This window comes from Bradyrhizobium sp. ISRA464 (genome assembly GCF_029910095.1).
Classification (GTDB): domain Bacteria; phylum Pseudomonadota; class Alphaproteobacteria; order Rhizobiales; family Xanthobacteraceae; genus Bradyrhizobium.
Window position 1 is genome coordinate 961,638 of sequence record NZ_CP094526.1, and the last position, 20,566, is coordinate 982,203.

General features: G+C 64.8%; 19 protein-coding genes. 7 read left to right on the forward strand and 12 right to left on the reverse strand.

What is annotated here, in order from left to right; translation table 11 throughout:
- Positions 1 to 2 precede the first annotated feature (2 nt).
- The gene (locus MTX19_RS04450; protein ID WP_280985857.1) at positions 3 to 1,628 is read left to right on the forward strand and encodes an ABC transporter ATP-binding protein; all 1,626 of its coding nucleotides are present in this window, start codon (positions 3 to 5) and stop codon (positions 1,626 to 1,628) included.
- Positions 1,629 to 1,730: 102 nt separating this feature from the next.
- Here the strand turns inward: MTX19_RS04450 and MTX19_RS04455 are convergent, their stop codons facing one another.
- Entirely contained in the window at positions 1,731 to 2,573 is an 843-nt protein-coding gene (locus MTX19_RS04455) for an NlpC/P60 family protein (RefSeq protein ID WP_280982598.1), read from the reverse strand.
- Entirely contained in the window at positions 2,566 to 3,945 is a 1,380-nt protein-coding gene (locus MTX19_RS04460) for a leucyl aminopeptidase family protein (RefSeq protein WP_280982599.1), read from the reverse strand. Before MTX19_RS04460 ends, MTX19_RS04455 begins: the two co-directional genes overlap by 8 nt.
- A gap of 207 nt (positions 3,946 to 4,152) precedes the next feature.
- On the opposite strand from MTX19_RS04460, the gene MTX19_RS04465 reads away from it, so the two are divergent.
- The gene (locus MTX19_RS04465) at positions 4,153 to 4,962 is read left to right on the forward strand and encodes a tetratricopeptide repeat protein (protein WP_280982600.1); all 810 of its coding nucleotides are present in this window, start codon (positions 4,153 to 4,155) and stop codon (positions 4,960 to 4,962) included.
- A gap of 199 nt (positions 4,963 to 5,161) precedes the next feature.
- Here the strand turns inward: MTX19_RS04465 and MTX19_RS04470 are convergent, their stop codons facing one another.
- The 9 genes from MTX19_RS04470 to MTX19_RS04510 form a co-directional block, all read right to left on the reverse strand.
- Positions 5,162 to 6,136, reverse strand: a complete 975-nt coding sequence (locus tag MTX19_RS04470) for a type II secretion system F family protein (RefSeq protein ID WP_280974252.1) — start codon at positions 6,134 to 6,136, stop codon at positions 5,162 to 5,164.
- Between the two features lie 9 nt (positions 6,137 to 6,145).
- On the reverse strand, positions 6,146 to 7,123 hold the full coding sequence (locus MTX19_RS04475) for a type II secretion system F family protein (protein ID WP_280982601.1): 978 nt from the start codon (positions 7,121 to 7,123) through the stop codon (positions 6,146 to 6,148).
- 12 nt (positions 7,124 to 7,135) lie between these two features.
- On the reverse strand, positions 7,136 to 8,599 hold the full coding sequence (locus MTX19_RS04480; protein WP_280985858.1) for a CpaF family protein: 1,464 nt from the start codon (positions 8,597 to 8,599) through the stop codon (positions 7,136 to 7,138).
- Positions 8,600 to 8,623: 24 nt separating this feature from the next.
- On the reverse strand, positions 8,624 to 9,892 hold the full coding sequence (locus tag MTX19_RS04485; protein WP_280982602.1) for an AAA family ATPase: 1,269 nt from the start codon (positions 9,890 to 9,892) through the stop codon (positions 8,624 to 8,626).
- The gene (locus MTX19_RS04490) at positions 9,889 to 10,641 is read right to left on the reverse strand and encodes a CpaD family pilus assembly protein (RefSeq protein ID WP_280982603.1); all 753 of its coding nucleotides are present in this window, start codon (positions 10,639 to 10,641) and stop codon (positions 9,889 to 9,891) included. The genes MTX19_RS04485 and MTX19_RS04490 overlap by 4 nt, the downstream gene beginning before the upstream one ends.
- A 10-nt stretch (positions 10,642 to 10,651) precedes the next feature.
- Positions 10,652 to 12,091, reverse strand: coding sequence for a type II and III secretion system protein family protein (locus MTX19_RS04495; protein WP_280982604.1), 1,440 nt, complete (start codon positions 12,089 to 12,091; stop codon positions 10,652 to 10,654).
- Positions 12,092 to 12,135: 44 nt separating this feature from the next.
- On the reverse strand, positions 12,136 to 12,936 hold the full coding sequence (cpaB, locus tag MTX19_RS04500; protein ID WP_280982605.1) for a Flp pilus assembly protein CpaB: 801 nt from the start codon (positions 12,934 to 12,936) through the stop codon (positions 12,136 to 12,138).
- A 127-nt stretch (positions 12,937 to 13,063) separates the two neighbouring features.
- Entirely contained in the window at positions 13,064 to 13,588 is a 525-nt protein-coding gene (locus MTX19_RS04505) for a prepilin peptidase (protein ID WP_280982606.1), read from the reverse strand.
- 169 nt (positions 13,589 to 13,757) lie between these two features.
- Positions 13,758 to 13,922, reverse strand: a complete 165-nt coding sequence (locus tag MTX19_RS04510; protein ID WP_280982607.1) for a Flp family type IVb pilin — start codon at positions 13,920 to 13,922, stop codon at positions 13,758 to 13,760.
- A 280-nt stretch (positions 13,923 to 14,202) separates the two neighbouring features.
- Between MTX19_RS04510 and MTX19_RS04515 the strand changes: the two genes are divergently transcribed.
- The 3 genes from MTX19_RS04515 to MTX19_RS04525 all read left to right on the forward strand — a co-directional run bounded on the left by MTX19_RS04515 (position 14,203) and on the right by MTX19_RS04525 (position 17,785).
- A complete protein-coding gene (locus tag MTX19_RS04515) occupies positions 14,203 to 15,030 on the forward strand; it encodes a sterol desaturase family protein (RefSeq protein ID WP_280982608.1) in 828 nt (275 codons plus the stop codon).
- 24 nt (positions 15,031 to 15,054) lie between these two features.
- Positions 15,055 to 16,500: a hypothetical protein gene (locus tag MTX19_RS04520; RefSeq protein ID WP_280982609.1), complete on the forward strand. Its 1,446-nt coding sequence runs from the start codon at positions 15,055 to 15,057 to the stop codon at positions 16,498 to 16,500.
- Positions 16,501 to 16,564: 64 nt separating this feature from the next.
- Positions 16,565 to 17,785: a glycosyltransferase family 87 protein gene (locus MTX19_RS04525; RefSeq protein ID WP_280982610.1), complete on the forward strand. Its 1,221-nt coding sequence runs from the start codon at positions 16,565 to 16,567 to the stop codon at positions 17,783 to 17,785.
- A 50-nt stretch (positions 17,786 to 17,835) separates the two neighbouring features.
- Here MTX19_RS04525 and MTX19_RS04530 read toward each other — a convergent pair whose 3' ends face one another.
- Complete coding sequence (locus MTX19_RS04530; protein WP_280982611.1) at positions 17,836 to 18,933, reverse strand: phosphatase PAP2 family protein; 1,098 nt, start codon at positions 18,931 to 18,933, stop codon at positions 17,836 to 17,838.
- A gap of 402 nt (positions 18,934 to 19,335) precedes the next feature.
- Between MTX19_RS04530 and MTX19_RS04535 the strand changes: the two genes are divergently transcribed.
- Both MTX19_RS04535 and MTX19_RS04540 read left to right on the forward strand, forming a co-directional pair.
- Positions 19,336 to 19,845 (forward strand): pilus assembly protein N-terminal domain-containing protein, encoded by a 510-nt coding sequence (locus tag MTX19_RS04535; protein WP_280982613.1) that lies wholly within the window; start codon positions 19,336 to 19,338, stop codon positions 19,843 to 19,845.
- Positions 19,846 to 20,016: 171 nt separating this feature from the next.
- Entirely contained in the window at positions 20,017 to 20,559 is a 543-nt protein-coding gene (locus tag MTX19_RS04540; RefSeq protein WP_280982614.1) for a TadE family protein, read from the forward strand.
- Positions 20,560 to 20,566: the final 7 nt, after the last annotated feature.

Here is a 20,566-nt window from a genome sequence, read left to right on the forward strand (position 1 = left end):
GCATGGACGCCATCAACCAGCCCCTGCTCGATATCCGCAACCTCTCGGTCGCGTTCGGCCCTTCGGTCGCGGTCGACCAGATCTCGTTCTCGATCAAGCACGGCGAGTGCGTGGCTCTCGTCGGCGAGTCCGGTTCCGGAAAATCCGTCAGCGCGCTCTCGATCCTGAAGTTGTTGCCCTATCCCGTGGCGTCGCATCCCTCCGGTGCGATCCGCTTTCGCGGCCGGGATCTTTTGACCGCGTCCGACCAGGAGATGCGCGAGGTTCGCGGCAACGACATCTCGATCATCTTCCAGGAGCCGATGACCTCGCTCAATCCGCTCCACACCATCGAATCGCAGATCGGCGAGATCCTGTCGCTGCATCAGGGCATCGGCGGCGCGGCGGCTCGGGCGCGGACGCTGGAACTGCTGCGGCAGGTCGGCATTCCCGACCCGGAGACGCGGCTCAAGAGCTATCCGCACCAATTGTCGGGCGGCCAGCGCCAGCGCGTGATGATCGCGATGGCGCTCGCCAACGAGCCGGATCTGTTGATCGCGGACGAGCCGACCACGGCGCTCGACGTCACCGTGCAGGCGCAGATCCTGACGCTGCTCGCGGAAATCCGCACCCGGCTCGGCATGAGCCTGTTGTTCATCACCCACGATCTCGGCATCGTCCGCCGCATCGCCGACACGGTCTGCGTGATGAACAACGGCAAGATCGTCGAGCAGGGCCCGGTCGAGCAGGTCTTCACGGCGCCGAAGCACGCTTATACCCGCGCGCTGCTCGCGGCCGAGCCGAAGCCCGATCCGGCGCCGCCGCAACCCGGAGCGCCGATCGTGATGTCGGCGGACAATCTCAAGGTCTGGTTCCCCATCAAGCGCGGCCTGTTGCGCTCCACCGTCGGCCACATCAAGGCGGTCGACGGCGTCAGCCTTGCGGTTCGCAAGGGCGAGACGCTCGGCGTCGTCGGCGAGTCCGGCTCCGGCAAGACCACGCTGGGGCTGGCGCTGTTGCGCCTGATCTCGTCGAATGGACCGATCGTGTTCCTCGGCAAGGATATCCAGGGCCTGCGCTTCAAGGAGATGCGGCCGTTCCGCCGCGACATGCAGATCGTGTTCCAGGACCCGTTCGGTTCGCTCAGCCCGCGTATGTCGGTGGGCGACATCGTTGCCGAGGGGCTGGAAGTGCACCAGCCGCAACTGTCGCGTGAGGAGCGCGAGGCGCGGGTGGTGAAGGCGCTCAAGGATGTTGGCCTCGATCCCGACTGGCGCTTCCGCTATCCGCATGAATTCTCCGGCGGTCAGCGCCAGCGCATCTCGATCGCGCGCGCGGTCGTGCTGGAGCCGAACTTCATCGTGCTGGACGAGCCGACCTCGGCGCTCGACATGCTGCTCCAGGCGCAGATGGTCGACCTGTTGCGCGACCTGCAGCGCAAGCGCGATCTCACCTACATGTTCATCTCGCACGATCTGCGCGTGGTGGCCTCGCTCGCGAGCCACCTGATCGTGATGAAGTCCGGCAAGGTCGAGGAGGAGGGGCCGGCCTCGGCGCTGTTCAAGAACCCGAAGAGCGAATACACCCGCGCGCTGTTCGCCGCCGCGTTCCGGCTGGAGACCGACGGCGAGGGGGCGGTGGCGACGTAGTGATCCGAGTAGGATGGGTAGAGCGAAGCGAAACCCATCATCTCGCCGCGCCGTTGCAGCCCGATGGGTTTCGCTGCGCTCTGCCCATCCTACACGATCTGGCTAAAGCCGCTTGATCGCGGCGATCTCGCTGCCGGCGGCCTTGATGCGGGCGATGGCGGCTTGCGTGGGCTCGATCACGGTTGCCATATGATGCGCGTTGGCGTGCACGAGGGTGGAGGCGTCGCGCACAACAGCGACATGGCCTTTCCAGAAGATCAGGTCGCCGCGCCGCAGGTGCTTCTGCTTGGCCGTGCTCAGGTCCCGGCCGAGTCCCTCCTGCTGCATATCGCTGTCCCGCGGGCAGCCGGTGCCAGCAGCGGTCAGCGCGACCTGCACGAGGCCGGAGCAATCGATGCCGAGGCTCGATTTGCCGCCCCAGAGATAGGGCGTGCCGACGAAGCGCTCGGCGATCGCGACAAAATCCTGTTCCATCGCGTCGAGCGGGCCGAGATGCAGGCGTGGCAGATGCCAGCCCTCGCGGGTCACCGCGAAGAGGCCGTCCTCGCGGATAACCGTCAGCTTCGTTCCCATCGCCAGCGCGTCGGCCGGCGGCAGCTTGATCGACGGTCCCGGAAAGGCAAACGTGCGCAGCGCCGTCACTTTGTGGGTCGGCGCCGCTCCGGGCCTGGTCAGCGCGGCGTCGGGGATCCAGCCGACATAGCCATCATCGGCGAGTTGGCCCCACGCCCAGCCTTCGCCGTTGCGGTCGTAGACGGTGACGCGCTCGCCCTTCAGCGCCTGCGTCATCTGCTCGGCATCGGCGGCCGGCGCGCTGCGAAGCGGCGCGATGGCCTCGCTGACCTCGAACTCCTCGCCCTCGGCAAAGCGTGCGGCCTTGACCTTGCCCTCGAGATATTTCGCAGCGAGGTCGTCTCGGGCCGGGGTCAAACGCGGATCATGCATAGCGCTGGCTCAACAGTTTGTAGATCGCACGCGCGGCCTGGCACTCGCCGCCTTCGGGGCGCCCGGGCTTCGCCGAGGGCGTCCAGCCGTAGATGTCGACATGCAGCCACGTCTTCGCGTGCTCGACAAAGCGCTGCAGGAACAGCGCGCAGGTGATCGAGCCGGCGAACCCGCCCGACGGCGCGTTGGTGATGTCGGCGGTCTTGGAGTCGAGCCAGGCGTCGTAGGCCGGCCAGAGCGGCAGACGCCACAACGGATCGTTCTCGCTCTTGGCGTGGGCGGCGACGTCGCCGGCAAGCGTCTCATCATTGGTGTAGAACGGCGGCAAATCCGGTCCCAGCGCCACGCGCGCCGCGCCGGTGAGCGTGCCCAAATCGACCAGCAGATCGGGCTTTTCCTCGTCGGCCAGCGCCAGCGCGTCGGCGAGCACCAGCCGTCCCTCGGCATCGGTGTTGCCGATCTCGACGGTGATGCCCTTGCGCGACCTGATGATGTCGAGCGGGCGGAACGCATTGCCGGCGACGGCGTTCTCGACCGCCGGGATCAGCACGCGCAGCCGCACCTTCAGCCTGGCGTCCATCACCATCTGCGCCAGCGCCAGCACGTTGGCGGCGCCGCCCATGTCCTTCTTCATCAGCAGCATGCCGCTCGACTGCTTGAGATCGAGCCCGCCGGTGTCGAAGCAGACACCCTTGCCGACCAGCGTCACCTTGGGATGTGCCGGATCGCCCCAGGTCAGATCGATCAGCCGGGGCGGGCGCGCAGAAGCCATGCCGACCGCGTGGATCAGCGGAAAACCCTGTTCGAGCGCCTCGCCTGTGATGCAGTTGAAGCTGGCGTTGAAACGCGTCGCCAATTCATGCGCCGCGTCTGCAAGCTCGGCCGGACCCATGTCGTTGGACGGCGTGTTGATGAGGTCGCGCGCAAGTGCCGCCGCGTCCACCATGCGCGCGATATCGGCGGCGTCGACGCCGTCGGGTGGCACCAGCCGCACATCGGTCGCCTCTTTCTTGCGATAGCGGCCAAAGCGGTAGCAGCCGAGCGCGAAGGCGAGCGCAGCGAGCCTGACGTCATGCGGCGCATTGGCGAAGTGGTAGACACCCGACGGCAGCAGGCCAGGCAGGGCGCCCGGCCGGAACGGATCGCGCGCCTTGTGGCTCTCGTCCTCGAGGCCGAACAGCACCTGTGCGATGCTGCCGTCAAATGCCGGCAATACCAGGCATTTGCCGGGCTTTGCCGCAAAGCCGTTGGCGTCGGCGAACTGACGCGCCGGAGCCGGCAGCTCGGTCCGGATCGCATCCCATGTCGTTTTGGTGACAAAGGTGATCGGGATGGCGTCGGTTGCAGGCGCGGTTTCGAACACGGATGACATGCGGTTCTCGGCTGTTCTGGCGTCGTTGGTCGCTACTACACGCCTTTCGCTGCGGATGGTAGCGCGGCAGCGGTTGGCGGCACCGGCAGAATCGGACCCGGGCCCGGCGTTCGCGACGGACGCCAATTAACCAGACGTTAGGGTTAACAGTCTATTGCTGGCCCATTCGGCTCGTTCCCTTTGCCCGATTTCGTGAGTCAAAGTGCCATGCGTGGACAGTCCAATCTGGGCCGGCTTGCTGCCCGGCATTTCACTTCCGCGGCCGTCGTGGCGATCCTGGCTGCAGGCCTCGGCGGCTGTCAGACCATGTCCGACGTGACGGGGTCCCTGGCGGCCCGCACGGCACCGGCGCCCGACGATCCACGCCGTGCCGTCGAGGTCTACGGGGAGCGCTACCGCAAGAATCCGAAGGACGTCGACACCGCGATCGCCTACGGCCAGGCCCTGCGGGCCACCGGCCAGCGCGAGCAGGCCTGCGCCGTGCTGGAACAGGCAACCTTGGCCAATCCGGGCAACCGGCCGCTGCTCGCGGCCTATGGCCGCGCGCTCGCCGACAACGGCAATTCGCAGGCTGCCTTCGACGTGCTCAGCCGCGCCCACACCCCGGACAACCCGGACTGGCGCATCCTGTCGGTGCAGGGCACCACGCTCGACAAGATGGGCCGGCACGACGAGGCGCGCCGCTATTATGCAAGCGCGCTGCGGATCGCTCCGGACGAACCGTCAGTGCTGTCCAATCTCGGCCTCTCCTACATGCTGACCAAAGAGCTGCCCAAGGCTGAGGAGACGTTGCGCCGTGCCTATGCCGGCGCCCACAACGACGGACGGATACAGCAGAACCTCGCGCTCGTCGTCGGCCTGCAGGGCCGCTTCGCCGAAGCCGAAAGCATCGCAAAGGCCGACCTGCCACCGGGCGAGGCGGAGGCCAATGTCGCCTATCTGCGCGACATGCTGAACCGCAAGGACGGCCCGCGCACCGCGTCGAAATCCGCGCCGGTGGTCGCGCGGGACGATTAGAACAGGACGAACAAGGCAAGCTGCCATCAGCGCGGTGCAACCCGCAAAAAGCAACGCCCGGCCAGGCCGGGCGTTTTCGTTTCCGTGTGTCCGCGTCCTTAGAGCATGATCCGGAAAAGTGTGAGGCGGTTTTCCGAAAAGATCATGCTCAAACAAAGAGCTAAAGCGCGATGACGATTCAACCTAATCTCATCGCGCTTTAGTAGATCGCCGAGATCTTGATGTAGGACGGCCCGAGGATCACGATGAACAGACAGGGCAGGAAGAACAGGATCATCGGCACGGTCAGCTTGGGCGGCAGCGCCGCCGCCTTCTTCTCTGCCTCGTTCATGCGCATGTCGCGGTTTTCCTGCGCCATCACGCGCAGGCTCTGGCCGAGCGGCGTGCCGTAGCGTTCGGACTGCTGCAGGGCGAGGCACACCGACTTCACGCCCTCGAGCCCGACGCGACGCGCCAGGTTCTCATAAGCGGCCTTTCGATCCTGCAGATAGGAGAGCTCCGCCGTGGTCAGCGCGAACTCCTCCGACAGCGCCAATGACTGTCCGGCGATCTCCTGGGCCACCTTGCGGAAGGCGACTTCGACCGACATGCCCGACTCGATGCAGATCAGCAGCAGGTCGAGCGAGTCGGGGAAGGCGCGCTTGATCGAGAGCTGGCGCTTGGTGATGGCGTTCTTCAGGAACAGCATCGGGGCCTGCAGGCCGGCATAGGTCGCCGCGACGCAGATGCCGATCTTGAGCGTGATCGACCAATTGGCGCCCGCGATGAAGAAGGTGTAGACGATGGCCGCAATCAGCATCACGATCGGGGCGACCGCGCGCGCGAACAGGAAGGTGACGTAGGGGGCGTGGCCGCGATAGCCCGCCATCACGAGCTTCTCGAGCGCGGCCTCCTGGGCAAGCCATTTGGTGAGGTTCAGGTCGTCCACCACTTTGGAGACGATCTGTTTCGGCGTCTGCCGCAGCGCCACCTTTTCGGACTTGGCGAGACGGTCGCGTTCGCGCTGCCGGATGCGTTCGCGCTCGCTGGCGACGGCCTTCATGCGCTTGTTGAGATTGCCCCCGGCGAACAGCGGCATTACCAGCGTATAGACCGTGGCACTTGCCGCGAAGAAGGCAAGCAGCATGGTCATGAACCTGACATCGTGGAGCTTGGCGACAAGGAAATCGATCATGCTGCACCGTCAGAAATCGAAGTTGATCATCTTCTTCATCACGAGAACGCCGATCGACATCCAGATGGCGCAGAACACCAGCATCAGCTGGCCGGTCGGATTGGTCCACAGCAGCGCGATGTAGTCGGGCGTCGTGATAAACACCAGGAGCATCACGATCGGAGGCAACGATCCGATGATGCCGGCGGAGGCCTTCGCTTCCATCGACATGGCCTGGATCTTCTCAGCCATCTTCTTGCGGTCGCGCAGCACCCTCGACAGGTTGCCCAGCGCCTCCGACAGGTTGCCGCCGGATTTCTGCTGGATCGCGATCACGATGCCGAAGAAGTTCGCTTCCGGCAGCGGCATGCGTTCGTAGAGCCGGGCGCAGGCGTCGGCGAGCGGCATGCCGATCGCCTGGGTCTCGATGATCGCGAGAAACTCGCTGCGCAACGGTTCGGGTGAGTCGCTGGCGACCACCTTGAGGGATTCGAACAGCGGCAGACCGGCCTTGATACCGCGCACGATGACGTCGACGGCATCGGGCAGCGCCTTCAGAAATGCCTTTTCGCGGCGTTTCTTCAGGAAACTGAGGAGCCAGCGCGGCAGGCCGAAGCCCATGGCGAAGCCGATGCCGGCCGCGCCGAGCAGACCGCCGCCGACCAGGGATGCAGCGCCGAACCCGAACAGGCCGAGCACGCCGGAGATGATCCAGAATTTCTGTTCGGACCATTCCAGCCCGGCCTGCGAGATGCGCATGCCGAGCGGGATCTTCTTGTCCTTCTGGCTCCGCGCCTCGAGCTCCTTCAATGATCCTTCGACCTGCTCGCGGCGGGAGCGTTGCGAGCGTTCGGCGCCGCGCGCGGCTGGCGGCTCGGAGCGCGCCACCGATGCGCGGCGGGACTCGGCCTTCTTCTCCCCGGACAGATGGGGATACAGGAAGACCCAGGCGAGGCCGCCCACGGTGGTGGCGGCGAGGAAGGCCATGGCAAGGGTTTGCATCTGCATCGTACGCTTCCCTTAGGCCGGCGGCGGGGCTTCGGAGGCATCGAGCGCCGCGGCAAGCCGCTTCTCTTCATTGTAGTAGCGCGCGCGGTCCCAGAACTTGGGCCGGCCGATGCCGGTCGAGCGGTGCCTGCCGATGATCTTGCCGTTCGCGTCTTCCCCGAGAATGTCGTAGAGGAAGATGTCCTGGGTGATGATGGTGTCGCCTTCCATGCCCATCACCTCGGTGATGTGCGTGATGCGGCGCGAGCCGTCGCGCAGGCGCGCCGCCTGGACGATCACGTCGATCGAGGCGCAGACCATCTCGCGGATGGTGCGGGAGGGCAGCGAGAAGCCGCCCATGGTGATCATTGATTCGCAGCGCGACAGGGCTTCGCGCGGGTTGTTCGCGTGCAGCGTGCCCATCGAGCCGTCGTGGCCGGTGTTCATGGCCTGCAGCAGGTCGAATGCTTCGGGTCCGCGGACTTCGCCGACGATGATGCGCTCCGGGCGCATACGCAGGCAGTTGCGGACCAGTTCGCGCATCGTCACCTGGCCTTCGCCCTCGATGTTCGGCGGGCGGGTTTCCAGCCTCACCACATGCGGCTGCTGCAACTGAAGTTCGGCGGCGTCTTCGCAGGTGATGATGCGCTCGTCGTGCTCGATATAGTTGGTGAGGCAGTTCAGCAGCGTGGTTTTTCCGGAGCCGGTGCCGCCCGAGATCAGCACGTTGCAGCGGACGCGGCCGATGATCTGCAGGATGGTCGCCCCTTCGGGCGTGATCGCCCCAAACTTGACGAGCTGCTCCAGCGTCAGCTTGTCCTTCTTGAACTTGCGGATGGTGAGCGCGGGCCCGTCGATCGCCAGCGGCGGGACGATGGCGTTGACGCGGGAGCCGTCGGCGAGACGCGCGTCGCAGATCGGCGAGGATTCGTCGACGCGCCGGCCGACCTGGCTGACGATGCGCTGGCAGATATTCAGGAGCTGCTGGTTGTCGCGGAAGCGGATGCCGGTGCGCTGGATCTTGCCGCCGACTTCGATGAACACGGTGCCCGCGCCGTTGACCATGATGTCGGCGATATCGTCGCGCGACAGCAGGGGTTCCAGCGGTCCATAGCCCAGCACGTCGTTGCAGATGTCGTCGAGCAGCTCTTCCTGCTCGGCGATCGACATCACGATGTTCTTGATCGCGATGATTTCGTTGACGATGTCGCGAATTTCCTCGCGTGCCGACTCGCTGTCCAGCTTGGCGAGCTGGGCGAGGTCGATCGCCTCGATCAAGGCGCCGAAGATCGTCGCCTTGACCTGATAGTAGTTGTCCGAGCGACGAGTTTCGACGGTGGGAGCCGGCGCCACCTTTGCCGGGGCGAGCGGCGGCGACGATATCGCCGGTGCGGCGGACTCGCGCGACATGGCTGACGGCCCGGCAGGCTCCGGGGTCTGAAATGCGGGCTTGGGCGCCCGCAGGTCCGAATCGCTTCCGCTACGCTTACCAAACACGACGTCTTGACTCCACGCGGGCCGCTACCTCGCCCGCAGCTTGTCGAGCAGGGGTGACAGGAATGAACTCTTCGGCTTCTTGGTCTCGCCGCGGCCGGTTAGCCGCTGCGCCATTTGCAGGAAAATCTCGACCGCACGATGATTGGCGGAGATCTCCGCGATCATCTGGCCGTTGTTGGCGGCCGAACCGAAGATCTGCGGATCGAACGGAATGGCGGCGATCGGCTGGCTTTCGATCGCCTTGGCGAATTCGCTGGCCGCGATCTCCGGACGCTTCGGCACGCCGACCTGGTTCAGGCAGTACAACGGTGCGCGATCGTTCGGCCGGGCTGCCTTGAGTAGGTCGAACATGTTCTTGGCGTTGCGCAGATTGGCGAGATCGGGCGCGGCCACGATCAGGATATCATCGGCCGCGATCAGCGCACGCTTGGCCCAGCCCGACCATTGGTGGGGCACGTCGAGCACGATGCAGGGCATCGTGGTGCGCAGCGTATCGAAGATCGCGTCGAACGCTTCGGCCCCGAAATCGTACACCTTGTCGAGCGTCGCCGGCGCTGCCAGCAGGCTCAGATGGTCGGTGCATTTCGACAGCAGGCGGTCGATGAAGGCGGTATCGACGCGGTCGGGCGAGAACACGGCGTCCGCGATGCCTTGCGCCGGGTCCTGATTGTAGTTGAGACCAGCCGTACCGAAGGCGAGATCGAGGTCGGCGACGACCGAGTCGAGCGCGAGGTCGCGGGCGATCGCCCAGGCAACGTTATGGGCGATCGTCGAAGCGCCGACGCCGCCCTTGGCGCCGACGACGGCAACGATGCGGCCGACCGCCTTGGCTTCCGGCGCCGAGAACAGGTTGCAGACCGCGCGCACCACGTCGATCGCCTGCGCCGGCGCGATCACATAGTCGCTGACGCCGCGGCGCACCAGCTCGCGGTACAGCGTGACGTCGTTGACGCGGCCGATCACGATCACGCGGGTACCGGCGTCGCAGACCGTGGCGAGCTGATCGAGGCCGGCCAGGATGTCGTTGCGGGCTTCGGTTTCGAGAACGATGACGTTGGGCGTCGGCGCCGAGCGATAGGCCTCGATGGCCGCCGCCATCCCGCCCATCTGGATCTTGAGATGGGCCTTGGCCAGCCGGCGATCTTCGCCCGCCGACTGCACGGCGGCAGCGGTCTCGACCGTCTCGCAGAAGGCCTGGACCGAAACCCGCGGCGCCGGCGCAATATGATCCTCGACGGGCGGCGACGTGACGTCCGGCTGCTCTTCGGAGTTTTGTCTCGCGTAGGTGATCATTTGCCAGTGTCGCTGAGTTTGGCCTTGTCGGCCTCGGGATAGGTCGTCGTGGTGGTGGTCCCCTTCCGATACTTGTCGAAGGCGATGTTACGACGCGGCGTATAGGCCGGAGTTTCCGCGCGCGGCTGCACGATGTCGGTCGGATCCTCGACCATGGCCGCGAAGTTGCGCTGAGTGGCGCAGCCAAAATTGTAGTACTGCCCGTTCTCGATGTAGGACTTGTTGTGGATCGATGGGCCGAGGTCTTCCGGCCAAAGTCCGCATGGTCCGGCGACCGCCGTCATCCTCGGATAGTTCACCCGGATTGCCGGCAGCTGGCGCGGGTCCTCGGGATGATATTTGCGGACGACGATCCCGCGCGGCGGTACGCCGGCGGCGGCGAACGTGGCCTGGATTTCGCGCAGCGAATCCTGGGCGGCGCGGGCGTTCGGCGTGTCGGCGGGGACGTCGATGGTGACGGCGCCGGTGCCTTCACGCATCCAGTCCCGCGCCATCCCCATCACTTCGGCGCGCTGCTCGGCGGTCAGGCCGCCGCGGCTGCGGCCGACGAAGACCACGATCGAGCGATCCGCCTCGGTGACCGCGATCGGATGACGCTGGCGATAGTCGGCCGGCGCGTTGATCATCGCGAGGCTGTCGTCGTTGGTGTGCTGGCAGGCGCCGAGCGTCACGGAAAGCCCGATGAGCGCCCCGCTGAGACAGAGGGCGCGCTTCCAACTGGCGGATGTCATGAATGTCGTCTGCGTCATTGTCCCCGCCTCAGTCGGTAATGAAGCCGTAAGTGCCGCGGTAATTCCGCGCCGGCTCCGCACGACCCCGTACGCCGTAGATGCGATTGATGCTGCCGAGCAGGTCGGCCTGCGGATCGGATGCGTTGACGAAGCCGTCATCCGGACGCGACAGGTCCTTTTGCGCCACCGCGCGCACGACATAGGGCGTCACCAGCACCATCAGCTCGGTCTGCTTGTTGACGAAGTCGCGGCTGCGGAACAGCGTGCCGAGCACCGGCAGCGACGCCAGGCCGGGAAGGCCGTTGATCGCCTGCTTGGTCTGGTCCTGGATCAGGCCGGCCATCGCCATCGAGCCGCCCGAGGGGATTTCCAGCGTGGTCTCGGCGCGGCGGGTCTTGATCGAGGGAATCGTCGTTCCGCCCTGGCCGCCTTGCAGCGCATTCTCGCTCGATACTTCCGACACTTCCGTCATCACCCGCAGGCTGATTCGCCCCTCGGTCAGCACCACCGGCGTGAAGTTGAGCGAGATGCCGAATTTCTTGAAGCTGACCGTCTGGACGCAGTTTCCGATCGTGCCAGTTGACGACGTCTGGCAGGTCACGCCGGTCGGGATTGGAAATTCGCCGCCCGAGATGAAAGTTGCCGATTCACCGGAGATCGCCGTCAGGTTCGGCTCGGCGAGCGTCCGGACGACACCCGCGCTTTCCATGGCGCGGAGCGTCGCCGACACCGACGGTGTGGAGCCGAACGAGGTGGCGAGAGCGTTGCCGGACACGAGCGGGGCGTTGTTCGCCGTGAACGGATTGTTGTTGGTGAATTTCACCACGGCCGTGCCGTAATTGAGGTTGGCGGTGAGGTCGATGCCGAGCTGCTTGATCAGGCTGCGCGAGACTTCGGCGACGGTGACCTTCAGCATCACCTGGTCGCGACCCCGAACCGTAATGGAGTTCACGACTTTGTCGGCGCTGCCGGCCAGCCGCGTTGCAATGTCATTGGCCTGCTGCGCCTCGATCGGGCTCGATGCGATGCCGGTCAGCATGATGCTGTCGCCGATGCCCTCGACCTGGATATCGGCATTGGGCATGACCTGCCGCAATGCGGCGCGTATGCCGTTGAGGTCGCGCTTGACGGCGATGTCATAGGCGGCGATCTGCTGGCCGGCGGCGTCGAAGAACACGATGTTGGTCTGGCCGACCGTCGCGCCGATGATATAGGCGCGCTGCGCGGAGCGGACGACGGCGTTGGCGATCTTGGGATCGGCGACCAGCACGTCCTTGATGTCCCTCGGCAGGTCGATCACCACCGATTTGCCGACGCCGAGCGACAGGAAGCGCGCATTCATCTGGCCGTCGGCTGAATTCGGCGCCGCGGCGCGATAATCGCTCGCCAGGACCGAGGTCAGCGCCGGGTTGAGTGTGAGTGCGGCGACCGCCGAAAACGACAGGGCGCGGACCAGCATGGTCCGCATCGTCCGTTGAGTTGCCCCGCAGTTCATCCCGTGTGCCCTCACCGTCACTTCTGCATCGTTGCCTGGCTGGCAACGCCGTAGCGGATGACGTTCACCGTCTCGCCGCGTCTGTTGTTGTGGTTGTCATCGGTCTGGTCGTCGGTCGCGTTGACGTCCGCGATGCTGCGCAGCGCGAGCGACAGCGTGCCGCTCTGGCGCGCGCGCGCCAGCGTCTCGGTCTGCTCGGGCTTCAACTCCAGCGTCACGGTCTTGCCGACCAGTGCGTTGGTGCCGTCCTTTTCCTTCGGGGCCTGATCGATCGCGAGCACGCGGACATTGGTCAGGATGACCTCGGAGTTGACGACGTCGGCGCCGGTGCGGTCCGGATTCTTGTCGCGCCGGGACAGCAGCACATCGACTCGGTCATTCGGCAGGATGAAGCCGCCGGCCGCCGTCTCAGGCGAAATTTCGGTCGAGACGGCGCGCATGCCGCTCGGCAGGATCGCCGCCATGAAGCCGCTCCCATTGGCCTTGACCAACTTCTGCTCGCGGATCGGCTCGCCCTGGATGAACGGGGCGCGGGCAATCGAGCCCGTGACGTCCTTGATGGCGTCGGCATGGTTGTCGCGGCGCATGAAGCTATTGCTGGCCGTCGCCGCCGGCCAGGTCTGCCATTGCAGGTCGTCGGGCTTCACGGTCTGACCGAGACCGATATCGGACCGTGCGACCAGGATGTCGACCGTCGGCAGCTGCGCAACGGGCGGCGCGGCGGGCGCCGGCTTGTTGTCGCTTCCGCTCGCCAGATAAAGGGCCGCGAGGCCGGCGCAGCCTGCGATAGCCAGGACCACAATGCGGGCCGTATTCATTACGCTTCACTTTCCACATGACACCGCGACGCTGCCGCCGCCGTGATGGGAGTTGACCAGCTATTCGTCAAAGCATGGTTAATGAGGCGTATCTAAATCGCCTTAACGGGCGGTTACCCCGTCTTTCTCAGCCCATGGCGAGGTGAGCGAGATCAATCGTCTTGATCCAGACGGTCTCCGGATAGACCAGCAATGCGCCGAGCGCGAGCGCGATGCCGTAAGGGATGCCGGTCTGCTTGTCGTGCAGGCGGGCGAGCCAGGCCTGGGACGCAAGCGGGTAGGGCAGCGGCCACAGCCTGAACTGCAAGAGCAGCACGGTCAGCGCACCGCCGAACAGTGATGCAAGCACCAGGTATTCGAGCAGGTGATCGAATCCGAACCAGAGGCCCACGGCCGCCGCGACCTTGGCGTCGCCGCCGCCGACCCATCCCATCGCGAACATGCCGAACGCCACCGCGAGCACCAGCGCGCCGGCGCCGACATGGCTGAGCATATCGTGGAGCCCCATGCCGGTCAGCGGCGCCAGGATCGCGAAGCCGGCGAGCAGCGCCAGCGACACGCGGTTCGGGATCGTCATGGTCAGGAGATCGCTCGCCGCCGCGAAAGCCATCAGGGCCGGAAACAGCATCAAGCGCGCGATGTCGAGGATCATGGATGAAACGCCATCAAGCTGGAGCTGAGGTCGAAATCCGAGGCTAGCGGCCAATGGTGAACAATCGGGAAAAGATCGTCCGCGGCCTTCGCAGACGGCGGACGATGGTCTCGGAATAGCAAAGGTCCCGGGAACGCCGGGACCTTTGAGGCGAGCTTCCCGAAACCGCTTACTTGAGCGAGGTCGAGATCGAGCTGAAGGTGGTGGACAGCGCCTTGCCGACGCCGTTAACCGCAGCGATGATCGCGATGGCGATACCGGTTGCGATCAGGCCGTACTCGATGGCGGTCGCGCCGGACTCATCCTTCACGAAGCGCGAAACAAGGTTCTTCATAAATGGCTCCTGTGTACACGTGGCTGGTCGAACTACATTTGGTCTGGCCGGCGTTCTCAGCACCGTGACCATTGCGGCACCCTAAGTTTCGACAATTTCGGCGCAGTTAATTTGATCGCGCAAAAACGGGACGAACCTGCAGTTGTTGCGCACAGTAAATTTGGCATTAAGCCGATCGCGAAAATTGCGCGTTGTTGCCGGACGTCAAAAGTTGATGAGGATTCACAGGTCTTTAAGCGCAGGTCGATACCCATGAGACTTGCCATTGGACGGGACCGCCATGCCTACGCTTCCCCTTGAAGTCATCGAGATGCTCGGCCAGACCATGATCAAGGTCGTGCCGATCACGATCATGCTGGCGATCGTCTTCACCGTGCTGACCCACTTCTGGGCCTGCAATCCCGGCAAGCCCTGGTGGCAGAAGCGCGAGCTCGTCACCGACATCTGCTACTGGTTCTTCGTGCCGGTGTTCGCGCGCGTGTTTCGCATCGGGCTGCTGATGGTCGGCGCCGCGGCCGTATTCAACGTGCATGGTGCCGACGAGCTGATCGCATTCTACGACAACGGACACGGCCCGCTGTCGAAGCTTCCGCTGGTGCTGCAGGCGATCATCTTCCTGGTCGCCTCCGACTTCATGCTCTATTGGCTGCACCGGATGTTTCACGGCGGCGACTTCTGGAAGTATCACGCGATCCATCACTCGTCCGAGGATCTCGAGTGGATTTCGGCCGCGCGCTTCCATCCCGTCAATCTCTTGATCGGCACGATTTCCGTCGACGTCATCCTGCTGATGGCGGGCATCTCGCCGAACATCATGCTGTGGGTCGGCCCGTTCACCACATTCCACTCGGCCTTCGTCCATGCCAACCTGAACTGGACGCTCGGTCCCTTCAAATACGTGATCGCGACGCCGGTCTTCCATCGCTGGCATCACACCGCCCTCGATGAGGGCGGCGACACCAACTTTGCCGGCACCTTCCCGATCTGGGATATCCTGTTCGGAACCTTCCGGATGCCCGACAATGTGCTGCCCGCGGATTACGGCGCCGACGACAAGGCAATTCCGACCGAGATCGGCGGACAACTGGCCTATCCGTTCCGTCAATGAGTTGATTGACCGGCGCATGCCGCCATGAGCTCAGAGATCGCAACCATTCCACGGGAGAGAGCCTCGGTCTTCGGCGAGGTGCCCGCGTGGTTTCTGGTGGCGTGCGGCGTCTACGCGCTGCTGTTGCTCGCCGGCAGCAAGCTGCTCGCCGATTCCGACACCTACTGGCAGATTGCCGTGGGCCGATGGATCCTCGATCACGGCACGGTGCCTTCGGTCGATATCTATTCGTTCACCAGAGCCGGCGAACCATGGATGTCGTCGTCCTGGCTTTCGCAGGTTCTGTACGCGAAGGCCTACGATCTCGCCGGATGGACCGGGCCCGCGGCGCTGGCCGCGATCTGCATCGCCGCCGCGTTCGCGCAGCTCACCGCCATTCTGAGCGGCCGGATGCCTGCGACCTATGCGAGCGTCGTCGCGCTCGCCGCGTTGGCGCTGTCGACGCCGCATCTGCTGGCGCGCCCGCACGTCCTCGTGCTGCCGGTCATGATCGCCTGGACCAATGCCCTGATGGTCGCCAGCGAGCGCCGCGAGACGCCCACGTTCTGGCTGCTGCCGTTGATTGCGCTCTGGGCCAATCTGCACGGCGGCTTTCTGTTCGGCCTGGTGCTGGTCGGTGCATTCGCGCTCGACGCCATCTGGAATGCCGCGCCGGCGCAGCGGCCATCGCTGGCGCTACGCTGGTTGGCTTTCGGGGTCGGCGCGCTGGCCGCGTGCTGCGTGACGCCCTATGGCTGGGGTTCGATCCTGGCTTCGCTGAAGATCCTGGGTCTCGGTGAACTGCTGCATCTCATCGGGGAATGGATGCCGGCGGATTTTGGCCATATCGGCGGATTCGAGTTTGTCGTTCTCGCCCTGATCGCCGCGGCGCTCTACGGCGGCGTGAGGCTGCCGCTGCCGCGGATCGCCCTGGTGCTCGGCCTGCTGTACATGGCGCTGTCCCACGTCAGGAATATCGAGATCTTCGCGCTGTTGTTGCCGATGGTCGTCCTCACGCCGCTGGCGTCCCAGTTCGGCTTGCGGGCGGCGGGCGTGGTCCGGCTTAGGGCCGCACCGGCATTCGCGCTGCTGGTGGCGCTTTGCATCTCGACCTGGGCCGTTGCCAGAAGCGAGCGTATCGCACCGCCGCCCCCGCAATCGCCTGCGGCCGCGGTGGACGTGTTGAAGGCGCGCAATGTCAAGCGGGTCCTCAACGACCTCCCGTTCGGCGGCTATCTGATCTGGCGGCAGGTGCCGGTGTTCGTCGACGGTCGCGCCGAGCTGTATGGCGAGACGTTCGATATCGCCTATTACCGTGCGCTGCAGCTCAAGGATGTCGATCGCTTCATCGATCTGCTCCGCACCTACGATATCGACGCAGTGATGCTCGAGCCGACGACGCCTGCGGTCAAACTGTTGGACCGGATTGGCGGCTGGCAGCGCGCGTACGCTGACGATCACGCGGTGGTTTATGTGCGCACCGCCGATTGAGCAGGAAGCCGTTGCCGCCGCATCGATGCCGGCGCGTCTCCATTCGGCGGGATCGGGCACGAGCTTGGCCGACGCCGGAAACGACGGCAGGCAAGGCGTCCTGCGGCCGCCTGTGGTCGTGCTCGTTGTCGGCCTGGTGACGTCGGTCTATGTCTGGGCCATCCTCGCCACGACCATTCCCTATCCGGGCAGGATCGGGCTCGACCACAACACGCTCGGCACCGACTGGATGGTGTTCTGCGGGGCGATCCGTTCGGTCCTTGATGGCAACGCGTCGCTGATCTTCGACGGTGATCGGTTCACCGGCTTTCTCAATACAGCGTTTGCAGGCTGGCTCTCCAAACCGCTGGAATTCCGGCCGTGGGCCTATCCGCCAAGCTTTCTGCTGCTGCTTCTGCCGTTCGCCCCGCTGGGGTTCTTTGGCTCCTATGCGGCGTTCCAGGCTGCGAGCGCAGGCCTGATGGCTGCCGCGCTGCGGTTGAACGCGGCCGGCTCGGCGTCCTCTGGAATTCTTCTGGCGATGGCCCTGCTGTGTCCGGCATCGGCGGTCAATGTGATCGATGGACAGCTCGCGTTCCTGGTCGTCGCGCTGATCGTCGCCGGCTTGGGGCTTCTCGAGGCGCGCCCGGTTTTGTGCGGGTTGACGTTGGGGCTGCTGACGTTCAAGCCGCAATTCTGCCTTCTGGTCCCGCTGGCGCTGATCGCCGCCGGACAGTGGCGCGCGCTGTGGGCGGCCGGTCTGTCCGCGCTCGCCATGGCCGTTGCGAGCGACCTGATCTTCGGGTGGGACCTGTGGCTTCGCTGGTACCCCCTCATGATCGACAATCTGGTCCGGCCCGATGCGAAGTGGATCGAGTACGGCCGCATGTGGGGCAACAGCGTCTACACATGTGTCGGCCTGCTTGGCGCTCCGCCGCGGCTGGCCTCGGCCATCCAGCTTGCCGCGATGATCGGCGCTGCGGCCTCTGTCGTTCTCGCCTTCCGCTCACGGCTAAGCACGATGGAGAAGACGGCCGTCTTTCTGGCGGCCACGGTGCTGGCCGCGCCGCATTCCGGCCCCTATGACCAGGTCCTGCTGGTGGTGGCGGCGGCGTATTGGCTGATGACGCAAGGGCGCGCGCAGCCGGTGTGGTGCTGGATTCTGATGTTCATGATCTGGCTGGTGCCGATCGTCAGCCCGCCACTTCTCTTTGTCCCGGGCCGCTTGGCTCCGTTGTTGACGGTCATGCTCATCGTGCTTGTGCTTCGCCGCGCGGCGCCGATGCTGGAGCCGCCAGCGCGGTAGACCTCGCTGAGGTGCGATGCGACCCTGCGCCCCGGCATTGCCTCAATCGATCAGGCGCCGGTGGATTGTACGTCCTGCGCCTGGATCGGTGTCGCCGTATTCTGGCGACGGACCAGGAGGATTGCGCCGATGGTCAGGGCGGCGCCCGCCAGCACATCGGCGAGGTGATGACCTCCGACGGGCATCGTCGCCAGGATCATCGTCGCATTCACGATGAGCAGGGGGATCAGGAGCCAGCGCGTATCGCGCGCCGCGTAGATCGTTATGAGGCCCAGCATGGTGTGAAACGAGGGAAAGCTGACGATCCCGTCAGGTGTCGAGAGGTCGATGATGGAGAGTGTTCCATCGCGCAGCATGAGGAAGGTTCGCAGAAAGGGCCACATCTCGCCCAACGCCGAGAAGTTCGCAAAGAGCTGCGGAGCGGGATGGAAATATGCGAAGGCGCCAGCGGCCGGAACGAGTGCCATGCCGATGCACACGGCGACCGTGCTCAGGCTCAGAACGGCCATGAATTCCGTGATCCTGTCCCCGCGGCGTCGCAGAACAAGCGAGATCAGGACCAAGTTGGAGAGGAGACCTACCGCATTGTAAGCCCTGGCCAGCAGATTCACGACGAGCGGGCTGGAGTTTGTCGCCTGTAGAAAGCCCAGCCAGTCAAAGCCAAGCAGGCGGTCGACATGCGCCAGCACATTGTCTCTCAAGGGCAAGTTCGCGGCGGTGATCAAATAGGTCAGTGTGACCCCCGTGAGCAGCAGCCCGCCGATGGGCAGGCTGGTACGCCACAGCAGTTCGGTTAGAAGCAAAACCCGTCGCAACAGAATCGCTGGTCGACTTTGGTCCCCGGCAAGACGGCCGTATGCAACGGCGATAAAGATACCGGCGAACGCGCTGCAGGCGACGCATTTCAGAATTATCGTCCAGTTCGAAGGAGCGAACGAAAGCCCTGAGCTTTGCAGCCAGATCACGTCGACAAGGGCGTATCCGACGACGCAAGACCAGACGATGGCCATGTGACGCTGCGCGACTGCGCCGTAGTCGCTGAACATGAACCAGCGTCCAAGGGCTACTCGAACCCGGATCGGATCCGGGGTGAGGCCGCGCACGCCAGCGCTGGCGGTGGGCTTCTCGATCCCGGATATCGACGACACGTGGTGCCCTCGCTGTTGCGGCTCCCGCAGAAGTTGCTGCCAGACTCTTAAGATTGCTATAACCCTGCAACGTGCGCTCAGTGCCGCCGCAGCCAGACGTCGGATGCGTCATCGCGGGTCTTGAGCACCGTATTTTTGCGGTTCGTTGCGACGGCCGCTGGCCCGACCGCAAGGGCGACGACGATGTTGAACCCACCGATCCAGATCGCCGGGATGCTGGGCCGGGGTGCCGCTGTTGCCCGCGTCTGTCGCACCGGGTTTCCGCTCCGGAAGTCGCGACATCCGCTCAATTGGCGGAGCGATTTTTGCTCTTCTTAAATGAATTGCGGTCAGATTTGCCGCGTCGGGCGCCGGTCCGCTGCGTATCGCTTTTGCCGGCTTGTCAACGTCCCGGGGTAGAGTATGTCGTTTCAGTCCCAGCGTATTCGCGCCGTCACGCGCGTCGGATTCGTCTCCCTCGCCGCAGCCATGCTGCTGTGGCCCGCCGTCTCCACGGCTGCGCCAGATCCCGACAGGATCGCGGTCAATGTTGACCAGGCCAAACTGGTCAAGCTGCCCACGGGCATCGCCACCATCGTCGTCGGCAACCCGCTGATCGCTGACGTGACCCTGCAAAATGGCGGCGTCGTCGTCGTCACCGGCAAGGGCTATGGCGCGACCAACTTCATCGCGCTCGACCGCACCGGCCAGGTGCTGGTGGATCGCCAGATCCAGGTCGAGGGCCCGACCGATCAGCTCGTCACGGTCTATCGCGGGGTCGATCGCGAGACCTACAGCTGCATGCCGGTCTGCCAGCGCCGCATCACGCTCGGTGACGGCGAGACCTACTTCAAGGCGACGATGGACCAGGCCGGCACGTTGAGCAGCCAGGCCTCCGGTTCGAGCGCCGCCGCGGCCAAGCCGACCAACTGACCCCTCATTGCTCCGGCGTATCCTCGACGCCGGGGCGGCGGTCGATCGCAGGCCGGCAATCCGACACGGTTAAGATTGGCTTAACGGAACGGGTCGCTCTGTCTCGATCCGGCGAAATACTTCAACAACGAGTCTTCGGTAGTCGTTGCCGCCATTAATCCGGGGTCGTTGATGCCGCTGCCCGCTCGTTTTTCCCTAAAACTCCTCAGACGCTTTCGCCGCAATCGCCGCGGCTCGGCCGCCGTCGAATTTGCGCTGATCGCGCCGTTGTTCTTCGGGCTGCTCTTCGCGATTATCGAGACGGCGATGACGTTTTTCGCCGGCCAGGTGCTGGAGACGGTGACGCAGGACTCCGCGCGCATGATCATGACCGGTCAGGCGCAGAAGGCGGCGCTCACCCAGGCGCAGTTCAAGAACTACGTCTGTAGCAAGACCAACGTGCTGTTCGATTGCGTCAACGGAATCTACGTCGACGTCCGTAGCTACCCGGCGAACCAGTTCGGCTCCGTCAACATCACCCCGCCGATCGACTTGACCGGAAACTTCCTCCCGACCATGCAGTACAATCCCGGCGGCGCCGGCAATATCGTCGTGGTCCGCCTGTTCTATCAATGGCCGCTGTTCGTGACCGGGCTCGGCTTCAACGCCGCCAACCTGAACAACAACAAGCGGCTGCTGACGGCGACCGCGGCCTTCAAGAACGAGCCCTTCTGATGCGGAA

Coding starts and splice junctions, on each gene's coding strand:
- MTX19_RS04450 (WP_280985857.1), top strand. CDS start 3: ATGGACGCCATCAACCAGCCCCTGCTCGATATCCGCAACCTCTCGGTC.
- MTX19_RS04485 (WP_280982602.1), bottom strand. CDS start 9,892: ATGATCACCTACGCGAGACAAAACTCCGAAGAGCAGCCGGACGTCACG.
- MTX19_RS04455 (WP_280982598.1), bottom strand. CDS start 2,573: ATGCATGATCCGCGTTTGACCCCGGCCCGAGACGACCTCGCTGCGAAA.
- MTX19_RS04510 (WP_280982607.1), bottom strand. CDS start 13,922: ATGAAGAACCTTGTTTCGCGCTTCGTGAAGGATGAGTCCGGCGCGACC.
- MTX19_RS04520 (WP_280982609.1), top strand. CDS start 15,055: ATGAGCTCAGAGATCGCAACCATTCCACGGGAGAGAGCCTCGGTCTTC.
- MTX19_RS04495 (WP_280982604.1), bottom strand. CDS start 12,091: ATGCGGACCATGCTGGTCCGCGCCCTGTCGTTTTCGGCGGTCGCCGCA.
- MTX19_RS04540 (WP_280982614.1), top strand. CDS start 20,017: ATGCCGCTGCCCGCTCGTTTTTCCCTAAAACTCCTCAGACGCTTTCGC.
- MTX19_RS04505 (WP_280982606.1), bottom strand. CDS start 13,588: ATGATCCTCGACATCGCGCGCTTGATGCTGTTTCCGGCCCTGATGGCT.
- MTX19_RS04535 (WP_280982613.1), top strand. CDS start 19,336: ATGTCGTTTCAGTCCCAGCGTATTCGCGCCGTCACGCGCGTCGGATTC.
- MTX19_RS04460 (WP_280982599.1), bottom strand. CDS start 3,945: ATGTCATCCGTGTTCGAAACCGCGCCTGCAACCGACGCCATCCCGATC.
- cpaB (WP_280982605.1), bottom strand. CDS start 12,936: ATGAATACGGCCCGCATTGTGGTCCTGGCTATCGCAGGCTGCGCCGGC.
- MTX19_RS04470 (WP_280974252.1), bottom strand. CDS start 6,136: ATGATCGATTTCCTTGTCGCCAAGCTCCACGATGTCAGGTTCATGACC.
- MTX19_RS04475 (WP_280982601.1), bottom strand. CDS start 7,123: ATGCAGATGCAAACCCTTGCCATGGCCTTCCTCGCCGCCACCACCGTG.
- MTX19_RS04490 (WP_280982603.1), bottom strand. CDS start 10,641: ATGACGCAGACGACATTCATGACATCCGCCAGTTGGAAGCGCGCCCTC.
- MTX19_RS04465 (WP_280982600.1), top strand. CDS start 4,153: ATGCGTGGACAGTCCAATCTGGGCCGGCTTGCTGCCCGGCATTTCACT.
- MTX19_RS04515 (WP_280982608.1), top strand. CDS start 14,203: ATGCCTACGCTTCCCCTTGAAGTCATCGAGATGCTCGGCCAGACCATG.